At 67.6% G+C, this 24206-nt stretch carries 22 protein-coding genes and 1 pseudogene; 11 read left to right on the forward strand and 12 right to left on the reverse strand.

What is annotated here, in order from left to right:
- Positions 1 to 61: 61 nt before the first annotated feature.
- The 3 genes and pseudogenes from GQY20_RS09960 to GQY20_RS09970 form a co-directional block, all read left to right on the forward strand.
- Positions 62 to 448 (forward strand): NADH:ubiquinone oxidoreductase subunit NDUFA12, encoded by a 387-nt coding sequence (locus GQY20_RS09960; protein ID WP_157216938.1) that lies wholly within the window; start codon positions 62 to 64, stop codon positions 446 to 448.
- Entirely contained in the window at positions 445 to 960 is a 516-nt protein-coding gene (mlaD, locus tag GQY20_RS09965) for an outer membrane lipid asymmetry maintenance protein MlaD (RefSeq protein ID WP_157216939.1), read from the forward strand. Before GQY20_RS09960 ends, mlaD begins: the two co-directional genes overlap by 4 nt.
- A 230-nt stretch (positions 961 to 1190) precedes the next feature.
- A pseudogene (locus GQY20_RS09970) lies at positions 1191 to 1424 on the forward strand (DUF2155 domain-containing protein); the annotation flags it as partial.
- A gap of 35 nt (positions 1425 to 1459) precedes the next feature.
- Here the strand turns inward: GQY20_RS09970 and aat are convergent.
- The 6 genes from aat to GQY20_RS10000 all read right to left on the reverse strand — a co-directional run bounded on the left by aat (position 1460) and on the right by GQY20_RS10000 (position 6608).
- On the reverse strand, positions 1460 to 2179 hold the full coding sequence (aat, locus tag GQY20_RS09975; protein WP_157216940.1) for a leucyl/phenylalanyl-tRNA--protein transferase: 720 nt from the start codon (positions 2177 to 2179) through the stop codon (positions 1460 to 1462).
- A gap of 49 nt (positions 2180 to 2228) precedes the next feature.
- Positions 2229 to 2981, reverse strand: coding sequence for a ParA family protein (locus tag GQY20_RS09980; RefSeq protein WP_408641072.1), 753 nt, complete (start codon positions 2979 to 2981; stop codon positions 2229 to 2231).
- Positions 2982 to 3135: 154 nt separating this feature from the next.
- Entirely contained in the window at positions 3136 to 3480 is a 345-nt protein-coding gene (gene arsC, locus GQY20_RS09985; protein ID WP_157216942.1) for an arsenate reductase (glutaredoxin), read from the reverse strand.
- Positions 3481 to 3569: 89 nt separating this feature from the next.
- Entirely contained in the window at positions 3570 to 4097 is a 528-nt protein-coding gene (moaB, locus tag GQY20_RS09990) for a molybdenum cofactor biosynthesis protein B (RefSeq protein WP_157216943.1), read from the reverse strand.
- The gene (locus GQY20_RS09995) at positions 4087 to 5949 is read right to left on the reverse strand and encodes a lytic transglycosylase domain-containing protein (protein ID WP_232475983.1); all 1863 of its coding nucleotides are present in this window, start codon (positions 5947 to 5949) and stop codon (positions 4087 to 4089) included. Before GQY20_RS09995 ends, moaB begins: the two co-directional genes overlap by 11 nt.
- The gene (locus GQY20_RS10000; RefSeq protein ID WP_157217317.1) at positions 5946 to 6608 is read right to left on the reverse strand and encodes a uracil-DNA glycosylase family protein; all 663 of its coding nucleotides are present in this window, start codon (positions 6606 to 6608) and stop codon (positions 5946 to 5948) included. Before GQY20_RS10000 ends, GQY20_RS09995 begins: the two co-directional genes overlap by 4 nt.
- A gap of 161 nt (positions 6609 to 6769) precedes the next feature.
- Here GQY20_RS10000 and GQY20_RS10005 point away from each other — a divergent pair, with 161 nt between their 5' ends.
- The 3 genes from GQY20_RS10005 to GQY20_RS10015 are packed head-to-tail and all read left to right on the forward strand — an operon-like array spanning position 6770 to position 10917.
- Entirely contained in the window at positions 6770 to 8419 is a 1650-nt protein-coding gene (locus tag GQY20_RS10005) for an electron transfer flavoprotein-ubiquinone oxidoreductase (protein WP_157216944.1), read from the forward strand.
- Positions 8391 to 10073, forward strand: a complete 1683-nt coding sequence (locus tag GQY20_RS10010; RefSeq protein WP_157216945.1) for a tetratricopeptide repeat protein — start codon at positions 8391 to 8393, stop codon at positions 10071 to 10073. The genes GQY20_RS10005 and GQY20_RS10010 overlap by 29 nt, the downstream gene beginning before the upstream one ends.
- Before the next feature lie 10 nt (positions 10074 to 10083).
- A complete protein-coding gene (locus GQY20_RS10015; protein ID WP_157216946.1) occupies positions 10084 to 10917 on the forward strand; it encodes a 4-(cytidine 5'-diphospho)-2-C-methyl-D-erythritol kinase in 834 nt (277 codons plus the stop codon).
- Between the two features lie 63 nt (positions 10918 to 10980).
- Here GQY20_RS10015 and GQY20_RS10020 read toward each other — a convergent pair whose 3' ends face one another.
- From GQY20_RS10020 to GQY20_RS10030, 3 genes are all read right to left on the reverse strand, one after another.
- A complete protein-coding gene (locus GQY20_RS10020; protein ID WP_157216947.1) occupies positions 10981 to 12156 on the reverse strand; it encodes a M48 family metallopeptidase in 1176 nt (391 codons plus the stop codon).
- Positions 12157 to 12374: 218 nt separating this feature from the next.
- On the reverse strand, positions 12375 to 14765 hold the full coding sequence (locus GQY20_RS32810; protein WP_157216948.1) for an EAL domain-containing protein: 2391 nt from the start codon (positions 14763 to 14765) through the stop codon (positions 12375 to 12377).
- Between the two features lie 210 nt (positions 14766 to 14975).
- A complete protein-coding gene (locus GQY20_RS10030) occupies positions 14976 to 16811 on the reverse strand; it encodes a DUF885 domain-containing protein (protein ID WP_157216949.1) in 1836 nt (611 codons plus the stop codon).
- Between the two features lie 68 nt (positions 16812 to 16879).
- Here GQY20_RS10030 and GQY20_RS10035 point away from each other — a divergent pair, with 68 nt between their 5' ends.
- From GQY20_RS10035 to GQY20_RS10055, 5 genes are all read left to right on the forward strand, one after another.
- Positions 16880 to 17638, forward strand: a complete 759-nt coding sequence (locus GQY20_RS10035; protein ID WP_157216950.1) for an enoyl-CoA hydratase/isomerase family protein — start codon at positions 16880 to 16882, stop codon at positions 17636 to 17638.
- Positions 17635 to 18354: an N-formylglutamate amidohydrolase gene (locus GQY20_RS10040; RefSeq protein ID WP_157216951.1), complete on the forward strand. Its 720-nt coding sequence runs from the start codon at positions 17635 to 17637 to the stop codon at positions 18352 to 18354. The genes GQY20_RS10035 and GQY20_RS10040 overlap by 4 nt, the downstream gene beginning before the upstream one ends.
- 115 nt (positions 18355 to 18469) lie before the next feature.
- Complete coding sequence (locus GQY20_RS10045) at positions 18470 to 18892, forward strand: hypothetical protein (protein WP_232475984.1); 423 nt, start codon at positions 18470 to 18472, stop codon at positions 18890 to 18892.
- Positions 18889 to 20271 (forward strand): NAD(P)H-hydrate dehydratase, encoded by a 1383-nt coding sequence (locus GQY20_RS10050; RefSeq protein WP_232475985.1) that lies wholly within the window; start codon positions 18889 to 18891, stop codon positions 20269 to 20271. Before GQY20_RS10045 ends, GQY20_RS10050 begins: the two co-directional genes overlap by 4 nt.
- On the forward strand, positions 20268 to 21473 hold the full coding sequence (locus GQY20_RS10055; RefSeq protein ID WP_157216952.1) for a class I SAM-dependent RNA methyltransferase: 1206 nt from the start codon (positions 20268 to 20270) through the stop codon (positions 21471 to 21473). The genes GQY20_RS10050 and GQY20_RS10055 overlap by 4 nt, the downstream gene beginning before the upstream one ends.
- A gap of 113 nt (positions 21474 to 21586) precedes the next feature.
- Here GQY20_RS10055 and GQY20_RS10060 read toward each other — a convergent pair whose 3' ends face one another.
- The 3 genes from GQY20_RS10060 to GQY20_RS10070 are packed head-to-tail and all read right to left on the reverse strand — an operon-like array spanning position 21587 to position 24179.
- Positions 21587 to 21925 (reverse strand): 2Fe-2S iron-sulfur cluster-binding protein, encoded by a 339-nt coding sequence (locus GQY20_RS10060; protein WP_157216953.1) that lies wholly within the window; start codon positions 21923 to 21925, stop codon positions 21587 to 21589.
- Positions 21922 to 23040: a cysteine desulfurase family protein gene (locus GQY20_RS10065; RefSeq protein ID WP_157216954.1), complete on the reverse strand. Its 1119-nt coding sequence runs from the start codon at positions 23038 to 23040 to the stop codon at positions 21922 to 21924. Before GQY20_RS10065 ends, GQY20_RS10060 begins: the two co-directional genes overlap by 4 nt.
- Complete coding sequence (locus GQY20_RS10070; protein ID WP_157216955.1) at positions 23037 to 24179, reverse strand: cysteine desulfurase family protein; 1143 nt, start codon at positions 24177 to 24179, stop codon at positions 23037 to 23039. Before GQY20_RS10070 ends, GQY20_RS10065 begins: the two co-directional genes overlap by 4 nt.
- Positions 24180 to 24206 lie beyond the last annotated feature (27 nt).

A 24206-nucleotide genomic window follows, 5' to 3' on the forward strand; every position in this document is an offset into this window, starting at 1 on the left:
TTCCACGATGCGGGTGTCGTGACGGTTGCGTGCACCCCGGCATAGGCGCTAGGTGGCCGACATGGGTCTGTTGAAAAGCATCTTCACCTGGTGGGACGGGGCGACGATCGGCACCTCGCTCTACACGCGGCGCAACGGCAGCAAGGTCGGCGAGGACTCGCTCGGCAACGTCTATTTCCAGGACGGAAAGTCGGGGCGTCGCTGGGTGATCTACAGCGGCGCCAATGATGCGAGCCGCGTGCCGCCGGAGTGGCATGGCTGGCTGCATCACACGATCGCCGAAGCGCCCGACGTCGCGCTTCCGCCCGCTCGCACGTGGGAGAAGGCACCGGCGCCGAATCGGACCGGTACGGTCGAGGCCTATCGGCCCAGCGGTGCGCTGGAAGAGGGCGGTCATCGCGCCCGTGCCACCGGCGATTATGAGGCATGGAGCCCGAATCAAGCATGAAAGCCCTGGTGCGGGAGAATCTCGCCGAGGCCGTGATCGGCGTTCTGGTCGTCCTGCTCGCGCTCTGGTTCGCCAACTATGCACTGCAGCGTACCGGTGGACACGGCAGCAGCCGGGACGCCATCCACGTCACCGCGCGCTTTCCCAATGCCAGCGGCATCAGCGTCGGTACCGAGGTTCGCGTCGCCGGCCTCAAGGTGGGAACGGTCACGTCAGAACGGCTCGATCCGCAAAGCTACCAGGCCGAAGTGGTGATGGCGCTCGATCCTGCCGTCAAGCTGCCCTCTGACAGCAGTGCGGCGATCACGTCGGAAGGCCTTCTCGGCTCGACTTTCATCGCGATGATGCCGGGCGGCGATACCAAGACGTTCAAGGATGGCGACACGATCCTCGACACGCAGGGATCGGTGGATCTGATGGGCATGATCGGTTCGTTCATCAACAGGTCGGGCTCCGGCGGATCTGGCACGCCTGCGGATTCGAGCGCTACGCCGGCCGCGCCGAAGCCATGAACCGCCTGTCCTCGATATTGCTGGCCATCGGCATCGTCGCTGGGCTGACGGCCGGCGCGAAGGCACTGCAAAATCAGGCCGGCCCGCAGGATGAGCCGACGAGCGCGGCTGATCCCGCCCCGCCGGAAGCGGGACCCAAGCCGTCTGCGGCGCGCGCTGCTGCCGGCCAGGATGACGATAACACGGCTCCGAAGCCGTCCACTGCGCCGCCGGTGACCGTCGACACGCCGATGGCGCAGCGCGTCGCGGTGCTCGGTCTGCTCAACAAGCGCAACGGCCTCTCCCGCGATGTGACGCTCCACCCCGGTCAGGCCACGCGGATCGGCGACGTCATCATCCGCCTGCGGGCATGCGAGACGACCCAAGACTGGGAACCGCAGAAGCTCACCGGCGCCTTCGTACAGCTCGACGTGCTCGGCCGCGACACCAAGTGGCGCCGGGCTTTCTCCGGCTGGTTGTTCAAGGAATCACCGTCGCTGAACATGGTTCAGCACCCGATCTACGATGTCTGGACCAAGAGCTGCGCGATGCGCCATCCCGATATCGGGCCGGATACCATCACGGCCGCATCCGTTGCTTCCTCCGCCACCAAGCGATCCAGCGCGAAGAAATCCGCGGACGACAGCGATACGAGCCCGCCGCCGGCACCCAGCGCCGTGTCCAGCAATCCGACATAGGCATCGCGGCTGATCTCGATCGCGCCCATCGAGGCAAGGTGATCGGTGATGAACTGGCAATCGAGCAGCTTGAACCGTCCTACGCGCAGCCGGGCGACGAGATAGGCGAGAGCGACCTTGGACGCGTCGGTCATCCGGCTGAACATGCTTTCGCCGAAGAAGGCAGCGCCGAGCTGTACGCCATATAGCCCGCCGATCAGTTGCCCGTCGTGCCAGCATTCGATCGAGTGCGCATAGCCCCGGCCGTGCAGCGCGGTGTAAGCACGCTCGATCGGCGGATTTATCCAGGTATCCGGCCGCTTCGGGCCCCGCTCGGCACAGGCTGAAACGACCTGGCTGAAGGCGCGATCTGCGGTGACGATGAAGCGTTCCGAACGCAGCGTCTTGGCGAGCGACTTGGAGAGGTGGAAGGTGTCGAGCGGCAGGATTCCGCGCTTCTTGGGCTCGACCCAGAAGACGTCGCGGGCTTCTCGGCTGTCCGCCATTGGGAATACGCCCACCGAATAGGCGCGAAGCAACAAGTCGGGATCGAGCGTCGCCACGTCGCCATGCTATGTGAAAGCCGCGACGAATTGAAGAGGGTTCGGCGGCCTATCGCGGCTTCGTGAGCCGGCGTTCGATCCCCGTCCATAGGGCGCCGAATGCCTGGGCGCCCGGCGAATTCGGGGCGAAGGCGCCCACCGGCGCGTGATGGACCGCCATCGCTTCGATCGTGCTCGCCATGGGGATGACCGGCCAGTCCGGCTGCTCGTCCAAGGCGGCACGATGAAGCGCGCGCCGCCGGTCGACCATCGTGAACACCGGCAGGATCGGCGCATGCTTGCCGTGCTCGCGGCTGAGATGGGTCGCCACCTCGTCCAGAGCCCGCCGGGCGAGCGGTGAGGGGATGACGGGCACGACGATCACTTCCGCAGCGCGCATCACCTGATCGCTCGTCTCGGTGAGACCTGGCGGGCAATCGAGCAGGATTCGGTCATAATCCCTGCCCAGCATCTCGATCAGCCGGGCGAGGCGCTTGCGCTTGCCCAGATCGAAGAAGAAGCGATCCAGGCTGCGCAGGGAGACGTCCGCCGGCAAGAGGCTGAGCCTGTCGATTCCCGTAGCGCGAACGAGCCGTTCGGGCGCTATGTCCTTGGCGAAAACCGCCTGGGCATCGTCCTTGCCGGGCTTGTCGTCGCCAAGGATCCAGCTCGACGCGGCCTGCGGGTCGAGGTCCCACAGCAGCGTGCGCCGCGAGGATTGGACCGCGCTTGCCCAGGCGAGGTTCACCGTCAGCGTCGTCTTACCGACGCCGCCCTTCAGGCTATATACTGCGATTGCCGCCATTCGCTCTCTTTCGAACATATATGCTACGGTTGTGTAACAGATTTATGTCTCGAGGGCGGCTGCTGTCGTGACCGGAGCGATTTGGGATCCGATTGATCGGGTCGAGCCCTTCACTCTCATTCCGACGCTGCGACATCCGGGTGGATGGGCGTCGTCCTGCTCCGAAATCGCTCTAAAGCACTTCCAGCACATTTTCCGGCGGCCTGCCGAGGCGTACGCCCTTGGCCGTTTCGACGATCGGCCGTTCGATCAGGATAGGATTGGCGGCCATGGCGTCGAGTATGCCATCGTCAGACGCGGAGGCGAGGTTCATTTCCTTGGCCAGATCCTCCTTGGCACGCAGCCCTTGGCGCGGCGTGATGCCGGCCTTCGCATACAGCGCCTTGAGCTTTTCGCGGCTCGGCGGCGTCTTGAGATAGTCGATCACCTCGATCTCCAGCCCCGGCCGTTCCTGAAGCAGCGCGAGCGTCTTGCGCGAGGTGCTGCACCGCGGATTGTGAAAGATGGTCGCCTTCATGGCCGTCTCCCGGAATGAATGATCGGCCAGCCTTATCGGGCGATGCGCCGTTCGGGCAAGCATGCTGCCCTGTGGCCTCGCGCCGCCGTTTATCGCTCGCGCAGGCGGGGCATCAGCTCGACGAAGTTGCAGGGCTGGAAACGGCTGTCGAGCTGCGTCGCCAATATGCCGTCCCAGCCATCCTTCACCGCCCCGGTGGAGCCCGGGAGCGCGAACAGATAGGTGCCGCGGGCAACCCCGGCGCAGGCCCGCGACTGGATGGTGGAGGTGCCGATCTTCTGGAAGCTGAGCCAGCGGAACAATTCCCCGAATCCGGGGATCTCCTTTTCCCAGACGCGGGCGAAGGCCTCGGGCGTCACGTCGCGCCCGGTGACCCCGGTGCCGCCCGTCGAGATCACGCAATCGACGCTGTCGTCCTCGATCCACTGATGCAGCAGCGCGACGATCGCATCGGCATCGTCGCGGATGAGCGCGCGGTCCGCCAGCACATGGCCGGCGGCGGTAAGCCGTTCGACCAGCGTGTCGCCGGAGCGATCGTCGGCGAAGCCGCGCGTATCCGAGACGGTGAGGACGGCGATGCGGACCGGAAGAAAGGTCCGCGCTTCGTCAATCGGCACTGGCGACGCCGCTCAGCGGATCGAGCCGAAGGGCGGTGCGGCCGGGCATGCCCGGGAATTTCGGCCACATCCCCTGGGCGAGCGCATTGAGGCTGGAGGCCTGCACGCCGGACTGGCGCTCGTACATCCAGTAGTTGCGCAGCACGATCGCGACATAGGCACGCGTCTCGGCAAAGGGTATGGATTCGATGTACAGCAGCGGATCGCCACGGTCGCGCATCCGGTCGTTCCACTTGGCGACCGAGCCGGGCCCGGCATTATAGGCGGCGATCACCTTGGGCAGCAGGCCGCCGGTGCCCGAGAAATCGCGAAGCTGCTCCAGATAGCTCTGGCCATATTCGATGTTGAAGGCGGGATCGGAGAGCTGGCTCCCGTTCATCGATTCGCCGCGCTTGCGCGCGATGACCTGTGCGGTCGAGGGCATCAACTGCATGATGCCGCGCGCGCCCGCGCCGCTGACCGCATCGGTGCGGAAGGAGGATTCCTGGAGTGCGTGGGCGAACACCAGCGCCTTGTCGACGCGCCATCCGCCGGGGGGAGACCAACCGGGCGCGGGATAGCGGATCGCGGCATCGGCCTTGAGGCCAGCGGGGCCGTTGTGCGCCAGCCAGATCTGCGTCGCCGGCAGGTTCAGCTTGGAGGCGAGATGGAGCAGCGCGATGTGGTCCTGCGTGTCGCCGATCCGCGCCTGATGGCGCAGCAGCTCGTCGGCGAGGCCGAGCTCGCCGACTTCGGCTAGGGCGGCGGCAACGCGGACGTTCGAACGCTGCGAGATCGTGTTCCAGTCGGCGCTGATGAAATCGGGCGCCAGGTCCGGCCGAGGCGGCGCGATGCCGAGCGCGGTGCTGGCGAGCAGGCCGTAGAAGGTCTCATGCAGGCGGCTGGCGCTGCGCAGTCGGGCCTGGACCCGTTCCGGATGACCGCCGGCCATTTCGGCGCGCGCCGTCCAGAACAGCCCTGCAGCCATCATCTCCGAATCGCGCGCCTTGCTCGCGACCGAGGAAAAGGCGGCCGTCGCCGCTGCGAAATCCTTCTGGCGCCAAGCGGCGAGGCCAGCGACCCAATCGGCCTGCACCGTCCATTCGCCTGCACCCTTCTGCGCGAGGGCTGCGACACGACGGGCAGCGGCATCGTCGCCGGTGAGATAATAGGACCAGGCCACGCGCTGCTGCCATTCGGTGCGGGCTTCCGAGCAGAGCTGATCCTGCTGGGCGGTGAGCAGCGCCTCGGCATCGCTCGGCCGGTCGTTGAGAATCAGCGGCCGGATCTGGGTGCCGAGCGCCATGGCGACGGCGTCGGAGCGGATCGAGGCTGCGCTCTGGCGGCGGGTGGCGCGTTCGAGCGAGACCAGATCCCGTTCCGCCGGCATCGTCGGGATGGCGTCCTGGGTGGCGCCGCGGCTCTTGGCAAGGCGAGCGAGCTGCGCGGCCTCAGGCAGCTCCGGCGCCTTGGCAATCAGCGCGATCAGCGCGGAGAGATCGGTCTTCGGCGATCCCTTGGCGAGATAGAGCTCGGCCCGGGCGACGGGTGTAAGCAGTCCGTCCGGCATGGCATCGAGCCGGGCGGCGGCGCTGGACCAGTTTCCGGCGCGAATCGCAGCGAAGACGGCGCGATACTCTGCACGGCTGGCGGGTGGCAGCAGCTGGGGGAGGGCGCTGCCTCCCATGGTGGCGCGGCTTGCGAGGGCCGTGGATGCGCTCGTCGCCGCGAGAGCGAGGCGAGGCGCCGAGGCAAGCTGCGGCGCCGTGACCGGCGACAGCATGTCGGCGACGGTCGCCTCTCCGGCTGCAAGCGCAGGCGTCGCGGCGGACGCCAGCAGCACGAGGCCAAGGGACAAACGAGCGAACGTCACCGGGTCAATTCCTCCAGCATCAGGCGCAGATCCTTCCAGGCATCCGCCTTGGCGGCGGGCTGCTTGAGCAGGTAGCGTGGGGCAAAGGTGGCGACGGCCGCGACGGCCGTGCCTTCGAGATCGAGGTGATGGATGCGGCCACGCGCCGCTGCCAGCGGTTCGCCGAGCAGCATGGCGCTGGCTTGCTGTCCGAGGACGAGCAGCATCCGCGGCTGGGCAAGGCGGACATGATGCCGCGCCAGCGTCTGCAGCCTGGCGGCAGTATCCGCGTCCATGCGGCCTGCGGGGCGGCCGGGGGCGATGGTGGTCAGGTAAATGGAGGCGCGATCGCGGCCGATCGCGGCAAGCATCCGGTCGAACAGATAGCCGGTCTCGCCGGAGAAGATCTGGCCGGCCTCGACGTCGCCCGGATCGGGCATGTCCGCGATCAGCATCAGTCCGGAGGCGTGATCGCCGGCAGAAACCAGGCGCTGCGGACCGATCGCCGAGAATTCCGCATCGAGAAGATGGGCCGCGAGCTCCTCCAGCGTCTGCGGAAGCGCAGCCAGCGTCGATCCGGGATGCGGAGCTGGCGGAGGGGCTTTGGCCGGGCGCAGCCAATCGCGCGGCTCCTCGTCGACGATGATGTCGACTCCGGCCTCGCGCCACCAGTCGAGCATGCTGTGCACGTCGGCTGTGCCAATCGGATTTGTCCCCGCCCTCACGGCATTTACTAGAGTCAAAGGTTGACTGTTGGGTCAATATTTGGGCAGTCGCCTATCCGCCGGGCGGTTTCAGTCTTACGACGACCGGATCGGCGAGGGGACTCAGGAGTCATAAAATGTCGCAGCGCGAATCGATGCCGTATGATGTGGTGATCGTCGGGGCAGGCCCGGCGGGCCTGTCAGCCGCGATCCGCCTCAAGCAACTTGCAGCCGAGGCGGGCCGTGAGATCGGCGTCTGCGTGCTCGAAAAGGGCAGCGAGGTCGGCGCGCACATCCTGTCGGGCGCGGTCGTCGATCCGATCGCGCTCAACGAACTGATTCCCAACTGGAAGGAACTGGATAGTCCGTTGACCGTGCCGGTGGTCGAAAATCACCACTGGATCCTCACCGAGACGAAGAAGATCGAATTTCCGCACATCCTGATGCCGCCCTTCATGAACAACAAGGGCACCTACACGCTGAGCCTCGGCAATCTCTGCCGCTGGCTCGCGAGCCAGGCCGAGGCGCTGGGTGTCGAGATATTCCCCGGTTTTGCCGCGGCCGAGATCCTGTTCAACGAGGACGGATCGGTGAAGGGCGTCGCAACGGGCGACATGGGCATCTCGCGCGACGGCCATCACAAGCCTGACTACCAGCCCGGCATGGAACTGCACGCCAAATACACCTTCTTCGCGGAGGGCGTACGCGGGCATCTCTCCAAGGAGCTGAAGCGCATCTTCGATCTGGAGAAAGACAGCCAGCCGCAGACTTATGCGATCGGTATCAAGGAATTGTGGGACATTCCTGCCGACAAGCATGAGCCTGGCAGGGTGATCCATACTCAGGGCTGGCCGCTCACCGACGAAGTCGGCGGCGGTTTCCTTTATCATCAGGCGAACAACCAGGTCGCGCTCGGCTTCGTCGTCGGCCTTGGCTACCGCAATCCCTACCTGTCACCGTTCGAGGAGTTCCAGCGCTGGAAGCAGCATCCGGCGATCAGGGCCATTCTGGAAGGCGGCCGGCGCATCTCCTATGGAGCGCGGGCGATCAATGAGGGCGGGTGGCAGGCGGTGCCGAAGCTCGTCTTCCCGGGCGGCGCGCTGATCGGCTGTTCGGCCGGCTTCGTGAACGTGCCGCGCATCAAGGGTAGCCATACCGCGATGAAGTCGGGCATGCTCGCCGCCGAAGCCGCTTTCGCTGCACTCGTCGCCGAGCGCGAGGGTGACGAACTCGCCGATTATCCAGAGGCGCTCAACGCGAGCTGGATCGCGAAGGAACTCAAGACGGTTCGGAACGCCGAGCCCGCAATCGCGAATTTCGGCCCGCTCGTCGGAACGCTCGTCGCCGGCACCGACATGTGGATGCGCACGCTCGGCATCGGCCTGCCGTTCACGCTGAAGACGCACACCGACAATGACCGGCTGTATCGCAAGGATCTCGTGAAGCCGATCGCCTATCCCAAGCCGGACGGCGTGATCAGCTTCGATCGCCTCTCGTCGGTGTTCCTGTCGAACACCAATCATGAGGAAGATCAGCCTATCCATCTGACGTTGAAGGACCCCACGGTTCCGATCGACGTCAACCTCGCCCTCTATGACGCGCCGGAGCAGCGTTATTGTCCGGCAGGGGTCTATGAGATCGTGGGCCAGGACGTTTCCGAGCCGCGTCTGCAGATCAACGCGCAGAATTGCGTGCACTGCAAAACATGCGATATCAAGGACCCGACCCAGAACATCAACTGGGTGGTCCCGGAAGGCGGTGGAGGCCCCAATTACCCCAACATGTAGGTTTGCATCCGGCCTCCTCCTCGCCGCGGTACTGGCTACGCCGGCTGCTGCGGCCCGCAAGGACGAACGGTCCATCATCGCCGAATATGTACGCGCCCGTACCGCGGACGCGGACGGCCATGCGGAAAAAGCGGCGGAAGGCTATGCGACCGTCATGGCGATGGCTCCAGCCGACACGGTGGTTGCCGTCCGCGCCTACCGACAGGCGCTGACAGCGGGTGACCGCAAGCTTGCCCTCAAAGCGGCGCAGCTGCTCGACAGCGCGGGACAGCTGCCGCCGGACGGGCGGCTGTTGCTGTTGAGCGAGGCGATCGCTCAGGGCGACTGGAAGGCGGCGAACAGCGCCACCGATCGTATCCAGCGCGAAGACATATTCGGTTTCCTGGTCCCGATCGTCCGCGCCTGGATCGCGTTCGGCGGCCGGCAGCCGGATCCGATGGCACAGCTTTCCGTGCGCAAGCCCAATGCGCTCACCCTGGCCTATGCCTCGGAACATCGCGCCTTGCTCGATCTCGCCTTGGGCAAGACCGCCGACGGCGTCGCTGCGGTGCTGGCGATCGACGCAGCCAGCAGCGATGACAGCGGCCGCTCGACGCGCCTTCGGCTGGCCGCTGCCGCGAAGCTGGCGGCGATGCGCCAGAAGGACAAGGCGCTGGCCCTGCTGACCGGGGATGAGGATGCGCTGGCGGTCGCGCGTGCGCGGGTCGAGGCGGGCAAGCCGCTGTCGGGGGCGGTGGACACGGCCGCGGCAGGCGTTGCCGAACTGCTCATTCGCGTGGCGGCGGACATTAATCGCGAGCGGGCGACTCCGGTCGCGCTCGCCCTCGCCCGCTTCGCCACCTTCCTGGCGCCCGACAACAGCGAAACCTGGCTGGTGACCGCCGACATATTGTCGGGCACGGGCCATTATCCGATCGCGATCGACACTCTGGCGCATATTCCGGACGGGGATCCTTTCGGTGCGGATGCGCGCGATGCGCGAGTGCGTTATCTGGCCGCGCAGGGCGAGCAGCAGGCTGCGCTCGGCGAAGCTCTGGCGATCGCCAACAAGCCGGGCGCCGAGGTTTCCGACTGGACACGCGTCGGCGGCCTTTACAGCGATCTTTCCCGCTACAGGGAATCGGCGGACGCCTACGGCAAGGCGTTGTCGCTGGCCGGCGCCGACAAGGATATGGCGCCGTGGAGTCTCTGGCTGCTGCGCGGCGGGGCGCTGGAACAGGCGGGCGATTGGCCGGCGGCGCGCGAGGCGCTCCGCAAGGCCGTAGTGCTGGCGCCCGATCAGGCGATGGTGTTGAACTATCTCGGTTATGCCGAGCTTTCGCGGCGGGAGAATCTCGACGAGGCGGCCAAGCTGATCGAGAAGGCGAGCCAGCTCAGGCCGGACGACGCTTCGATCACCGATTCGCTTGGCTGGTCCTACTATCTTCGCGGCGATCTGCCGAAAGCGATCGCCACGCTGGAACGGGCGGTCAACAGCGAACCGGGCGAGCCGACCATCAACGAGCATCTCGGCGATGCCTATTGGACGATGGGCCGCCGGCTCGAGGCGCGCTACGCGTGGCGTGCGGCGCTGGTCTATGCCGATGGGAAGGATGCGGATCGCATCCGCACCAAGCTCGACACCGGGCTGACGCCTGCCGTGGCTGCTCCCTGACCGGCATCGCATGATCGAGACGGCTCCGGCCAAGATCAATCTCGCGCTTCACGTTCGCCGCCGCATGCCGGACGGCTATCATGCGCTGGAGACGATTTTCGCGTTTACGGCGGATGGCGATGTGCTGCGCGCGTCGGCTGCCGAACGGCTGTCGCTGACCATCAGCGGTCCCTTTTCGGATGGACTGGAAACGGACGACGGCAATCTGGTGCTGCGTGCCGCGCGCGCGCTCGGAGAAGCGTGCGGCTTCGATCCCGCGCTCGCCTTCCACCTCGAGAAGAATCTGCCGGTTGCGTCAGGTATCGGGGGCGGATCGGCAGACGCGGCCGCCGCGCTGCGATTGCTGGCGCGCCGTCACGCGATCGATCCGGCCGATCCGCGGCTGGCTGCGGTCGCCGCCGCGCTCGGTGCCGACGTGCCCGCTTGCCTGCACGGCCGGACGGTGCGCGGCGAGGCGCGGGGCGATGCGCTTCATCCGATCGCGGCCGAGCGGTTGAGCGGGCTCCCGCTGCTGCTGGTCAATCCGCGCCTCCCTTTGGCGACGGGTCCGGTGTTCAAGGCCTGGGACGGGGTGGATCGGGGGCCGCTGGCGGAGGGGGATCCGCTGGACGCGGCATTGGCGGGCCGCAACGATCTGCAGCCGCCGGCAATCGGCCTTTTGCCCGAGATCGCCACGGTACTGGATCGGCTGGCCGCGCAACCCGGCGTGCTGCTTTCGCGCATGTCGGGATCCGGGGCGACCTGTTTCGCCCTGTTCGGCTCGGTCGATGCGCGCGATGCCGCCGACGCGGGCCTGGCTGCAGCCCATCCCGCCTGGTGGCGGCTGGCGACACGCCTCGGTTGAGACAGGCGGCTTGTCACCGAGGGCGTGCGGCGAGCACGCTCGCGGCGCTCACGCCGGCGTGAGCTACTTGCCGACCAGAGCCGCGTGATCCGCCTTCCAGACCATGGCGCGGTGGATGCGCCGTTCGACGCTGGGATGATCGTAGAAGATGATCTCTTCCAGCCGCGAGGGAGAGGATGCGCGATAGGCGACCGTCTTCACCAGCGCCTTGGCCAATCCGTCAGGTTCATGGGCGTGTTCGAGCGAGAAACGGTCGGCATCCGCTTCCTGGAGGCGGGTGAGCGTATTGGTGAGCGGTGTCCCGATGAGGCCCAGCGTGGCCACGATCGCCATCAGCACCGGAAGGCCCGCCGGATCCGCTATGCCCCGTATGCCGGTCGCGCCGAGCCAGGCGCAGGCGGCGGGAAAGAGTCGATCCGCTGCCCAGAAGGCGAGCACGGCCAGCAAGCTGAGGATCATCGCGGACCAGAAGATGTGGCCACGTTTATAGTGACCCATTTCATGGCCGACCACGCCGCGCACCTCGGCAAGATCCGCGCCCTGCTGGAACATCGTGTCGCTCATCGCGATGCGGGCGCTGCCGAACAGGCCGGAAACGTTGGCGGTGTAGCGATTGGACTGCTTCGATCCGTTGTAGATCAGGATCTTGTCCGACGGAACGCCGGCGTCCTTCGCCAGCGCGACTACGGTGTCGCGCACCTTGCCCGCCGGCGCGGGCGTATAGCTGTTGAACAACGGCTCGATCAGCACCGGGCTCAGCACGACCAGGACGATGATCGCAACCGCGGAGACCGCGCCCGACCAGATCCACCAGCGCCGCGGTGCCCGGCGCATGAGCGCGTAGATGGCGAGCAGCAGCAGCGAGAACATCACCATGCTGATCAGCAGCGACATGATATTCTCGCCAAACCAGCCCGTGAAAGGCTGGGAACTCAGCCCATAGCTCCGCTCGCGCCCCCAGCTTGCATAGATGCTCCACGGCAGCTCGATCAGCCAGTCCAGCGCAATATAGGCAATGACGCAGGCAAGCACGGCAAGGTTGGGCCTCCGGACCCTGTCGCGCAGCGCCGTGAGCAAGCCGAAACGCACGATGAGCCATGCGGCAGCGATCGTGACCAGCCAGCCCCAGAGCAGCAGCCAGTGATCGCCATGGGTGTAGGCAATGGCGGTGGCATGCTGCTGCGGCGACAGCGTGGCCAGATAGGCGGCCGTCGCGGTATCGGGGTCGAACTGGGCCATCGCCGGTTGCTCCGGAGGGAAGGAATCGGTTCAGCCTAAGCCAATGTCCGCGCGCGCGCGAAGCAAATAACCATCGGGGTGGGAACGCTACGCTCCCGTGTCGGACAGCGAAGGGCGCAACGGAGCAACGCCGCGGCGGAAGGTCCGGCGTCTGCTCGGCTACGGACGCCTTGCCGCGGCGGTTCGGGCGACGCCGGGAGGCGCCGATCCGGTTGCGATCAGCGAATGCGCAGCACCTTGGGTGCATCGCCCGACACATTGTTCCTGTCCAGAACGATACGCTCGAACTGTTCGATCGGCGCAGGGCGGCTGATGACATAGCCCTGCATCTGCTCGCAGCCTTCCTGCTGGAGCATCGTCATCTGCTCGTGCGTTTCGACGCCCTCGGCGAGGACCGAGATGCCGAGACCTTTGCCGAGGCCGATCACCGCCTTGATGATCGCGAGCGCCTGCGGGTTTCCGGCCATGTCCCGGACGAAGGACTGATCGATCTTCACCTTGTCGAACGGGAAAACCCGGAAATAGCTCAGCGAGGAATAGCCGCTGCCGAAATCGTCCATCGAGATCTGGACGCCGAGCGCCTTGAGCCTGCGCAGAACCTCGAGCGCCTTTTCGGCGTCGTTGATCAGCAGGCCTTCGGTGATCTCGAGGTCCAGCCGGCTCGGATCGATGCCCGTCTCGGCGACGATCGTTTCGACGGTGGCGGCAATGTCGCCGTAGCTGAACTGTACCGGCGACAGATTGACCGCGATCTGCAGCGGCTGCTGCCAGCTGGCCGCCTCGCGGCAGGCTTCGCGCAGCACCCATTCGCCGATCGGAATGATCAGCCCCGTCTCTTCCGCCATCGGAATGAAGACCGACGGTGGCACATTGCCGAGGGAGGGATGGTGCCAGCGCAGCAGCGCCTCGAAGCCGAAGACGCCGCCGCTCTTCACCGACACCAGCGGCTGATAGTGCAGCGACAGCTGGCCGGCGGGCAGGGCGCGGCGCAGTTCCGCTTCCATCTGGTGACGCAGCACGAGCTGCTTGTCCATCGCGTCGTCGAAGAAGCGGAACACGCCCTTGCCGTCCGCCTTGGCGCGATACAGGGCGAGATCCGCCTTCTTGTGCAGGTCCTCGCCCGTCGTCGCGTTGGCGGGGTGGAAGGCGATGCCGACGCTGACCCCGAGATTGAGCGTGAGCTCGCCGACGACGAATTCGTTGGTGATGGAGGCGATGATCTGTTCGGCGAGGTGCCCTGCCATGCGCGGCTGATCGCCGGGCTGCTGGATAATGGCGAATTCGTCGCCTCCCAACCGGGCCAGGGTCTCCCCGTCGGCAAGGCAGTCGCGAATGCGCTGTGCCGCCTCGATCAGCACGGCATCGCCGACCGGATGGCCGTAGAGATCGTTGATCGCCTTGAACCGGTCGAGGTCGATGCAGAGCATGGCGACGGGGCTGTGGATGCTCGATCGGGTGAGCGCTTCTTCCAGCGCCTCGCTCATCGAGAGGCGGTTGGCGCAGCCGGTGAGCGGGTCGTGCGAGGCGAGGTGGGCGATCTTCGCGGCTGCAGCCTTGCGCTCGGTGATGTCGCGCACAACGATCAGTTCGCGCCCGCCCCCGGTCGGACCGAGGCGGGTCGCCGTTTCCACGCAGACGATATTGCCCGCTGCGTCGGTAAGCTCGGTTTCGATGAAACCGCCATCCGCGGCTGGTGCCGCGCGTGCGCGATGAATGGGCAGCAGCGTGCCGATCACGAGGTCGTGCGGCGGATTGGCCGGGTCGTGTCCGGAGAGTTTCCAGAAAATCTGATTGGCATCGACGACACGGTCGCCGTCGAGAATGGCGAGCCCTTCCATCGCGCTTTCAGTGAAATGCTTGAGTCGCTCGGCCTCCTCCGTCGCCAGGCGGGCGAGCTTGCCTTCGAGGATGGTGACGGCGAGGGCGATGCCGAGCACGGCGACGACCAGCGTCGCGACCATGAAGGCAAGCATGCCACCGCCGATCGCGCCGGTCGGGATCGTCACATTAGGGTCCGGCGTGATCGAGGCCGCGCCCATCGATCCGAAATGAATGGCGCAGATGGCGGCCACGAAAGCCGGAATCGCAGCCGAGCGCAGGCGGCCGTCATTCGCCCGGAAGGTGCTCATGGCTATGCCCGCACATAACCATCCGATCAGGAGCGACCCGGCGACGAGCGCCAGATCGTAGCGGAGATGCCCCTCGGTCTGCAGTGCGGCCATGCCGGTGAAGTGCATCGAGGCGATGCCGGCGGTCATGATCAGCCCGGTGACGGCCGGCGCCAGCGGGGTGACCTTCAGCATCGCCCACCAGGCGATGCCGGTCATCGCGATCGCGATCAGGATGGAAAGGGCGGTGATGCCTGGCGCATAGGCGGTCGGGAGATGCGGCTGATAGGCCAGCATGGCGATGAAATGCGTCGCCCAGATGCCGGTACCGGTGACGAAGGCCAGCGCCGCGAACCAGAGCGGATGGGGCCGGGCACGCAGGCGGCGCATATGCCCGGCGACGGCGAAGGCGGTCAGCGTCGAGAAAAGACAGATGGCGACGGCGACGAGGACGAGCCTGAAATCATGTTCCTGAGACAGGCAAGTATAGACACGCAGCACGACGGGCTCCCCAGCGAGGTTTCCGCATCATGAAGGCCCGAGAATGAGAATTTGGTTAAAGAGACAATGGATTTGGCAAGAATGCCGAAATGATTCAGCGCTTTATGATGATGCTGACGCGGCATGGTGCAGGCACGTCATCCTGTCCCTGGCCGTAAAGACCGCGAAATCAGCTATTTGTGCCTATGTTGGAGGTATTTACGCGCTGCCTCATCGCGGGCGCGGCGACAGCACCAGCCTCTCGACCAGATCCAGCGGCATCGCGCCATTGCCCAAGACCCGCGCATGGAAGACGCGCCGGTCGAAGCGCTTGCCCCAGGCCCGAGCCATCCGGGCGCGCATGTCGAGGAGGCGCATCTGCCCGATCTTGTAGCCGAGCGCCTGCGCCGGCCAGGCCATGTAGCGTTCGATTTCGGCGACGACCTGGCTTTCTGCCATTCCGGTCGTCTCGCGTGTATAGGCGACTGCGCGGCCGCGATCCCACCGTTCGTGATGGATGCCGGTGTCTACGACAAGGCGCACGGCACGGAACAGCTCGTCCTGCAGGCGGCCGAGATCGCCCCAGGGATCGCCGCGATAGGCACCCATCTCCGCGGCCAGCCGCTCGCAATAGAGCGCCCAGCCCTCCTGATAGGCGTTGAAGCTGGCGATGCGGATCAGCAGCGGGGCCTCCCCCAGCGCGAGCGCGACCGCATTCTGGGTATGATGCCCCGGCACGCCCTCGTGATAGGCCAGGGTCGGCAGGCTGAGTTTCGGCACCGCCTTCATGTCGCGCAGGTTGATCCAGAAGGTGCCGGGTCGCGATCCGTCGAGCGACGGGCCGTCATAATAGCCGCCGGGCGCGCCTGCCTCGGTCGCGCGCGGAACGCGGCGTACCTCCAGCGCCTGGCGAGGAATGAGCGCCGCCGGCAGGATCTGCGGATAGCGATGTTCCATCGCGCGGACGAGGCCGCGGACATAATCGAGCAGCTCCTGCCGTCCGGCATCCGAATCGGGAAAGAGCTGCGCGGACGACATGGCTGCGGCATCCATGCGCTCCGCCACCGTGCCGCGAGTCTTGCCGAGAGACCGCAGCCGGGCGTTCATCTGTGCGGTGATCCGGGCGACCTCGGCGAGCCCGACGCGGTGGATCTCGTGAGGATTTTGGGCGCTGTCGCCGAGCGCGTGGACGTTCGCGGCATAGAGGGCGTCGCCCTGCGGCTGCGCCCACAATCCGTCCTCCTCCCGTCCGGGCAGCGCGGCGACCTGGTCGCGCAGCGCCGCGAAGGCCGGGCGGGCGCGCTTCTGCAAGGCGGTGATCGCGCGCCCCTCCGCCGCGGCGCGGGCGTTGGCGTCCAGACCGGCAATCGCCATCTTGTCGCGCAGCGCGACGATCAGCGGGTGCGCGTCCGCCGGTCCGCTCAGAAAGGCGTCGAATACCGGCAGCGCCTTGCGGATCAGCACCTGCGGCGGCCGGCAGCCGGCCGCCGCATCGGCGCGCAGTTTCTCGCCGACACGGGCGAAGCCCTCACGAAAGCCGTCCAGCTTGGCGATCCAGGCATCCACCGCCGCCGGCGTGGAGAGCGACTGCTGGCTCTGCATCGCGTTCGGCGTGTCGATATGCGGTCCGGCGACCGGGGTGACGAGATAGGGAACGTGTCCAGAGAAGGTGAAGGCGTTGATCCGGCCATAGGGAATGCCGGCCGAGCGCGTGCCGTTGTCCAATATGGCGCGTGCGACGGCGAGGTGGAGCGTGCCGATGGCGTCGTTTGCGCAGCTCATCGCCGCTACCGCCGTGCGCGCCTCGTTCAGCGTCTTGCGCCAAGCGGCTTCGCCGGCCGGAGAATAATCGTCCATGGTGCGCGCGAGGGGGCCGCCGTCCAGTGCATCGGCGGTGCCGTTATAGACGGCGGTTTCCGGAGTCTGGGCCAGCAGCCGATTGGCGATGCCGTCCAGCGGCGTGCCGATCGGGCAGGGCAGGGCGGGCGCGGCCCGTGCAGCCGGCGCCGCGCATGCGCCCGCCGCCAGCATCGCCACCGCTTCCCGGCGCGTCAGTCCCTGTTCCATCGCGACCCGTCCGAATTTTCGTGCGCCATGTCGTGACATCCGGCGGCGCGGACGGCAACAGGGAGCCGATGTTCACGCTCGATATTCAACGGCGAATCGCCACCATCGGCCTGTCCCGGCCCGAAACCCGCAATGCCGTGCCGCTCCGTAGCTGGGCGAAGCTTGCCGAATGCGTCGGAGAGGCGGCAGCGTCCGGTGCGCGGGCGCTGCTGGTTCGCTCACTGGTGCCGGGCATTTTCTGCGGGGGCGCCGACATCGCCGAATTTGCGGGCTTCGCCGATCCGGCGCGGCAGGCCGACCTGAGACTGGCCATGGCGGAAGGGCTTGGCGCGCTGCGCGACATCGCCATTCCGAGCTTTGCCGTGATCGACGGCGGCTGCTTCGGCGCGGGCGTCGCCCTCGCGCTGGCGTGCGACATGCGGATCGCGGGCAAGGGCGCGCGCTTCGGCGTGCCGCCCTCGCGCCTCGGCATCACCTATCCGCAGGCCGACATCGCGCGTTTGACCGCGCTGGTCGGTCCCGGACAGGCGGCGCGGCTGTTCCTGATCGGCGACCAGATCGATGCGGACGAGGCGCTGCGTATCGGCCTCGTCGAGATGATGGAGACGGCACCGGACGAACGGGCGGAAGCGCTGGCGCTGCGCATCTCGCTCAGCAACGCGCCCACCAGCCTGCGCCTGCTCAAGCGATCGATCGCGCTCGCCGAGGCCGGCGTGGCGCGAGACGCGGGGATGGACGCGGCGTTCGATGCAGCCTTCGGATCGCAAGATCTCGCGGAAGGTCTCGCGGCCTTTCGCGAAAAACGCTCGCCGGTGTTCGAAGGATGAGCGATCCCTGGCGCGATATCGCCGGCGATCCGGCGACCGGATTGCTGCTGATCGGCGATCATGCTTCCAACCATGTGCCCGAGGACCTCGTCCTCGGCATTCCCGCCGAGCTGCTGGAGCAGCATGTCGCCATCGACATCGGCGTGGCGCCGCTCGCCGAGGCGATCTGCGCCAAGCTCGGCTGCCCGGCGATTTTGGGGGCGGTTTCGCGGCTGGTGGCGGATTTCAACCGCGAGGAGACGGCGCCGGGCCTCGTTCCCATCTCGAGCGACGGCCATCCGATTCCGGGCAATATCGCGCGCGAGCCGGCGGAGCGGATCGATCGTTTCTGGCGGCCCTACCATGATCATATCGCGGCGCGGATCGCCGCGGCGCGGCCGCGCCTGCTGATCTCCCTGCACAGCTTCACGCCCCGGCTCTCCTTGGCGCCGGAACAGCACCGCCCCTGGCAGATCGGAATCCTCTATAATATCGACGCGCGGGCGGCGCGCATCGCGCTCCCCCTGCTGAAGGCGGCGGGCGTCGTCGCTGGCGACAACCAGCCTTATTCGGGCCAGGTGCTCAATGCGACGATGAACCGTCACGGCGAGGCAAACGGCATTCCCTATCTGGGCATCGAGGTGCGCCAGGATCTGATCGGCGATGCGGCGGGCGTCGAGCGGTGGGCGCAGGTGCTGGCACCATTGATCCGCCAAGTCGCGGCGGAGCTTGGCTGAACCGCCGCGCCGCACATGCGCCAAAGGCGCATTTCCGAACAGACTCAGAGCAGGGGAGGCGGTCCGGCTTGCGCGACGGGCGCCGAGCCGCCTAAGGCAAGGCGAGGATGCCGCAATGACAGCCAGCTATAAGGGATCGATCGATCGCGCCGCGCACATGGGCCGGCTCGCGCTCATGCTGCTGCCGCTCGCCGCCGCAGCGAGCTGCCATTCGGGCAAGCAGGATGCAGCGGCGTCCGGCGGCGCGGACAGCAGCGGGCGCATCTCCTGCGCGCTTGCCGGCGAGGCCGAGTTCAAGCCGGTCTGCGATATCGAACGCAGCACGGACGAGGGCGGCATCGTGCTGACGGTGCACCATCCCGACGGTGGCTTTCGCCGCTTGCGCGTGATGAAGGACGGCAGGGGCGTGGTCGCGGCGGACGGAGCGCTGCCGGCGCGCGTGACGCTGAGCGGCGATCGTCAGATCGAGGTGGCGATCGCGGGCGATCGCTATCGTCTGCCTGCCACGATCAAGCGCCCTGCACCGGCCGCGCCGTGACGGCACGACCGATCCTGACCGCGGATGCGATGCGCGCTGCCGAAGGCAGGCTGATCGACGCCGGCACGTCGGTCGAGGCGCTGATGGAGCGCGCCGGGGCGGGCGTGGCGGAGGCGGCGTGGCGCTTTGCGGCTGCGCCGGCCACGCTCATCGTCTGTGGGCCGGGCAATAATGGCGGGGACGGCTATGTCGCCGCGCGCTATCTGCGCGACAAGGGCGTGCCGGTGCGCGTGGCCGCGACCGGCGAGCCGCGCACCGATGCCGCGCGCGCCGCACGCGCGGCATGGGCGGGACCGGTGGAGCAGATCGAGGAGGCCCGGCCTGCGCCGCTGCTGATCGATTGCCTGTTCGGCACCGGTCTGCGCCGGCCGCTGGAGCCCGCGCTGGCCGCGCGCCTCGGGGCGCTGGCCGATGGCGCGGGGCTGCGCATCGCGGTCGATTTGCCGAGCGGCGTGGCGACCGACGACGGCACGATCCTGTCCGCCGTCCCGCGCTTCGATCTGACGCTGGCGCTCGGCGCGCTGAAGCCGGCGCACCTGCTGCAGCCCTCTGCCCGCCGGTGCGGTCGCCTCGCCGTGGTGGACATCGGTGTGCGGGCTGAAAGTGCGCTTACCGAGATTGCACGGCCGCTGCTCGCGGCGCCCGGGCCGGATGACCACAAATATAGCCGTGGCTATGTCTGCGTCGTCGAGGGCGCGATGCGGGGCGCCGCGCTGCTGGCGGCGACGGCGGCGCAGCGCGCGGGTGCGGGCTATGTGCGGCTGACGGGCGAAGGCGCCGGCGGCCCGATGGCGCTGGTACGCGACGGGCGGCCGCTCGAAGAGATTCTCGAGGATCGGCGGATCGGTGCCGTCGTCGCAGGGCCCGGCTTCGGGCGGGACGGAGAGGCGAAGCGCCGGCTCGACCGGGTGCTGCGGTCCGGCCGGCCGCTGGTGCTGGATGCCGACGCGCTGGTTCTGCTGGCGGACTATGGCACGGCCGGGCTGAGGCGTCGGGAGGATCATCCGATCCTGACGCCCCATGCCGGCGAGTTCGCACGGCTGTTCGGCGAGGGCGAGGGCGGCAAGGTGGAGCGTAGCCGCGCCGCCGCGGCAGCGCTCGGCGCCGTCATCCTGTTCAAGGGCGCCGACAGCGTGATCGCGCATCCCGATGGACGCGTGGCGATTGCGCCGGCCGCGCCGGCATGGCTGGCGAGCGCCGGCACGGGCGACGTGCTGGCGGGGATCATCGGCGCGATGCGCGCGCGGGGATTGCTGGCCTTCGAGGCCGCCTGCGCGGGTCTCTGGCTGCACGGCGAGGCCGCGCGCCGCGCCGGTCCGGCATTGATCGCCGACGATCTCGCGCTGCACCTCCCGGCTGCGATCGCCGCTTGCGCATGAGCGAGGGCGATCTTGTCCTGCGCATCGCCGGGCGCGGCGATGGCCTGACCGCATCGGGCCGCTACGTGCCGCTTACGGCGCCCGGCGATCTCGTGCTCGCCGACGGCTCGATCGTGCCCGGGCCGAACCATGTCGATCCGCCGTGCCGGCATTTTCCGGTCTGCGGTGGATGCCAGCTTCAGCATGTCGATGATGCGGTGTTCGCCGATTTCATCACCGGCCGCATCGCCCGCGCGCTCGCTGCGCAGGGCCTGGATGCGCCGGAGATACGCCTGCCACACATCTCGCCGCCACACAGTCGGCGCCGTGTCTCGATGCGTGCCGAGCGGCGCGGCAAGCGGGTGCTGCTCGGTTTCAACGAGGAGGGCAGCCACCGCATCGTCGATCTCGCCCAATGCGAGATCATGGCGCCGGCATTGTTCGCGCTCGTCGCGCCTTTGCGTGCGCTGCTCGGTGAGCTCGTCGCTGACCGCCGGGCCGCGGACGTGCAGATGACGCTGGCCGATCAGGGTGTCGACCTGCTGCTCGGCAAGGTGGAAACGGATGGCCTCGCCCGAGCGGAGCGTTTGACCGTTTTCGCGCAGTCGCATGGGCTCGCGCGGCTGATGGTCGACGAAGGCTATGGCCCCGAGGCGCGGTGGGAGCCGGATGCGGTGACGATCACCCTCGGCGGCGTCGCCGTGCCGCTGCCGCCGGCCGCTTTCCTTCAGGCCACGCCGGACGGCGAAGCAGCCTTGGTCGCCGCCACATGCGAGGCGGCGGGCGATGCGAAGATCGTCGCCGATCTGTTCAGCGGGCTCGGCACCTTCGCACTGCCATTGGCCGGCCGTGGTGCGCGCGTCTATGCCGCCGAGGGCGCGCGCGATGCCGTGCTGGCGCTCAAGGCGGGCGCTGGGCGGGCCGGCCGCACCCTGTTCGTCGAGCATCGCGATCTGTTCCGCCGGCCGCTGGCCCCGGCCGAGTTGGACCGCTTCGACGCGATCATACTCGATCCGCCGCGCGCCGGCGCGAAGGAGCAGGCGGTGCAGCTGGCGGCATCGCAGGTCCGGCGGATCGTCTATGCCTCGTGCAATCCGGCGACCTTCGCGCGCGATGCCAAGGCGCTCGTCGACGGCGGCTATCGGCTGGACTGGATCGCGCCGGTCGGCCAGTTTCGCTGGTCGACCCATATCGAACTGGTCGTCCGCTTCACGCGCTCCTGAGCCGGATAGAGGATCGTGCGGAAAAGTGGGAACCGGTTTTCCGCGTAAAGGACGCGACCACAAAGGCTTGGAGCGAGCTGTGCGATTCACATATCGCGCAGATTGCTTTAGGCTCAGCGGCCCTGCATGTTCCGCGCCTCGGACGGGATCCGCACCGTAAGGCTGGTGAGTTTTCCCTCCAGCCAGATCTGGCAGGCGAGGCGGCTGGTGCGGCTCACGCCCGCAGCGAGATCCAGCATGTCTTCTTCTTCCTCGCTGGCGCGGGGCAGCTTCGGGAAATCGGCGGCATCGACGATGACGTGGCAGGTGGAGCAGGCCATCTGGCCCTCGCAGGTTCCCTCCAGCGGCTGGCCGTCCGCCTGCGCGACATCGAGCAGGCGCGCGCCAGCTTCGGCGACGACCTCGCTCACCTGATCGCCCTTGGCGGAAACGAACCGGACCGTCACGCTCATGCCGCCCACTCCTGTTGGCGCGCCGCCGCCTCGCGGATCAGCGCGGTGGCTTCGTCGATTTCGGCTTCAGTGGTGTAGCGGCCATAGCCGATGCGGATGCTGGATCGCGCCTGCGCGTCGGTGAGGCCGATCGCCTTCAGTACATGGCTCGGCCGGCCGGATCCGCTCGCGCACGCCGAGCCGGCCGAGAAGGCGACGGTCCGCAATTCCGAGATCAGGCGCGAGGCGTCCACGCCTTCGCGCCGGATGTTGAGATTGCCGTGCCAGCGCGGCTCGACGGCGCCGTTGAGCGACCAGCCATCGAGGCCCGCCCGCGCGCGATTCCACAGTGCGGCGATATGGGAGGCGTCCGCTTCCATCCGCTCGGCGGCAAGCGCCGCGGCTGCGCCGAAGCCCGCGCACAGCGCCGGGGCGAGCGTGCCCGAGCGGATGCCGGCTTCCTGGCCTCCGCCGTGGAGGAGCGGCGCGAGCTCGACCCCGTCGCGCAGCCAGAGTGCGCCGATGCCCTTCGGGCCGTGGATCTTGTGAGCGGAAATGGCGACGAGATCGCAGGCCTCGATCGGCAGCGTGACGCGTCCATAGCCTTGCACGGCGTCACAGAAGAACAAGGCGCCGGCCGCACGGGCGAGGCGCGAGAGATCGCCGATCGGCTGAATCACGCCAATCTCGTTGTTGACGAGCATCGCCGCGACCAGCGCTGTCGATCCGTCGATGACCTCGACGGCCTTGTCCATGTCGAGCAAGCCCTCGCGGCCGACCGGCAGGACGATCGTCTCGAAGCCTTGGGTGGAAAGCCAGGCGACGCTGTCCAGTACGCAGGCATGTTCGGTCGCGACGGTCACGATCCGCCGCCGCTCGGGCGCGGCCAGCGCCGCCGCGCCCTTGATCGCCAGGTTGGCGGCCTCCGTCGCGCCGGACGTAAAGAGGATGCGGCCTGGCATATCGCCAAATGGCGCGGCAACCTGATCGCGGGCGAATTCCACCGCCGCGGCCGCTTCGCGGCCGAGCCGATGAGGAGAGTGTGGATTGCCGAACTGCTGCTCCAGAAATGGCAGCATCGCCGCCCGGGCCTCCGGCGCGAGCGGGGTCGTCGCCTGATAGTCGAGATAGATCATGCCGCGCGCTCTCTGGCATCGCGTGCCAGACGGGTCCAGAGTTCGAGAAACCGATAGATGTCCGCGCGGGCGGTAGTCGGCCCGAAACTGACACGTATCACCTCACGCGCTTCGTCTTCCTTCCAGCCCATCGCTGCGAGCACATGGCTGGGTTTCATCGATCCGGATGAGCAGGCGCTGCCGGCGGAAACCGCGATGCCGGCCATGTCGAACTGGATGAGCTGTGCGGTCGCGGTGACGCCGGGCATGCGGTAGCTGCCGATCGACGGCTGACGGCGCGCGCCCTTGGCCACGATCACGCCGCCGCCGGCTTCGATCGCCTGCTCGAGGTGACGGCGTAATTCCTCCGCACGGGGCAGCCAGCTTCGCGCATTGTCGAGCGCGGCGGCGAAACCGAGCGCCGCCGGCAGATTTTCCGTACCGCCGCGATAACCCTGCTCCTGGCCGCCGGTCGGCCGCAACAGCGCCAGATCGCGCACCAGCAAGGCGCCGATCCCAACAGGGCCGCCCAGCTTGTGCGCCGAAATCGATATGAAGTCGGCATTGGCGGGCAGGGGAAGCTTGCCTGCGCTCTGCGCGCAATCGACCAGAGCGAGGCCGCCCGCGGCGTGGATCGCACCGATCTGCGCCTCGCTCGGCTGGACGACGCCGGTTTCACTGTTCACCGCCTGGATCGCGATCAGTGCGCCGGGGCCGGTCTGCGTCAGCGCCTCTTCCAGCGCGGCCATGCTGACATGGCCCATCGGCTGGACCGGAAGCCGCTCATTCTCGGGAATGGCGCGCAGCACCGCATCATGCTCGACCGCCGATGCGAGGCGCTCCCCGCATTGTGCCCGGCGTGCCGCCAGTTCTATCGCCTCGGTGGCTCCGCTGGTGAAGATCACCGCGCCCGGCCAGCCGAGCGATTGCGCGATGCGCCCGCGCGCGTCTTCCAGCGCAGCACGTGCCGCGCGGCCTTCGGCATGAGGGGAGGAGGGATTGGCCCAGCGCGCATAGCCTTCCGCCATTGCCGCCGCGGCCTCGGGAAGCAGCGGCGTCGTGGCCGCGTGATCGAGATAGAGGCGGGCTGACAGGAATGCTTCTCCAATGATTGCGAATTCGGGTCGCACTTCTATATAGGCTGCCGCGTCAGCGCGCATCCTCTGGTTGCGCTGCAACATCCGTTC

It is taken from the genome of Flavisphingomonas formosensis (assembly GCF_009755815.1).
In the GTDB taxonomy this organism is placed as follows: domain Bacteria; phylum Pseudomonadota; class Alphaproteobacteria; order Sphingomonadales; family Sphingomonadaceae; genus Flavisphingomonas; species Flavisphingomonas formosensis.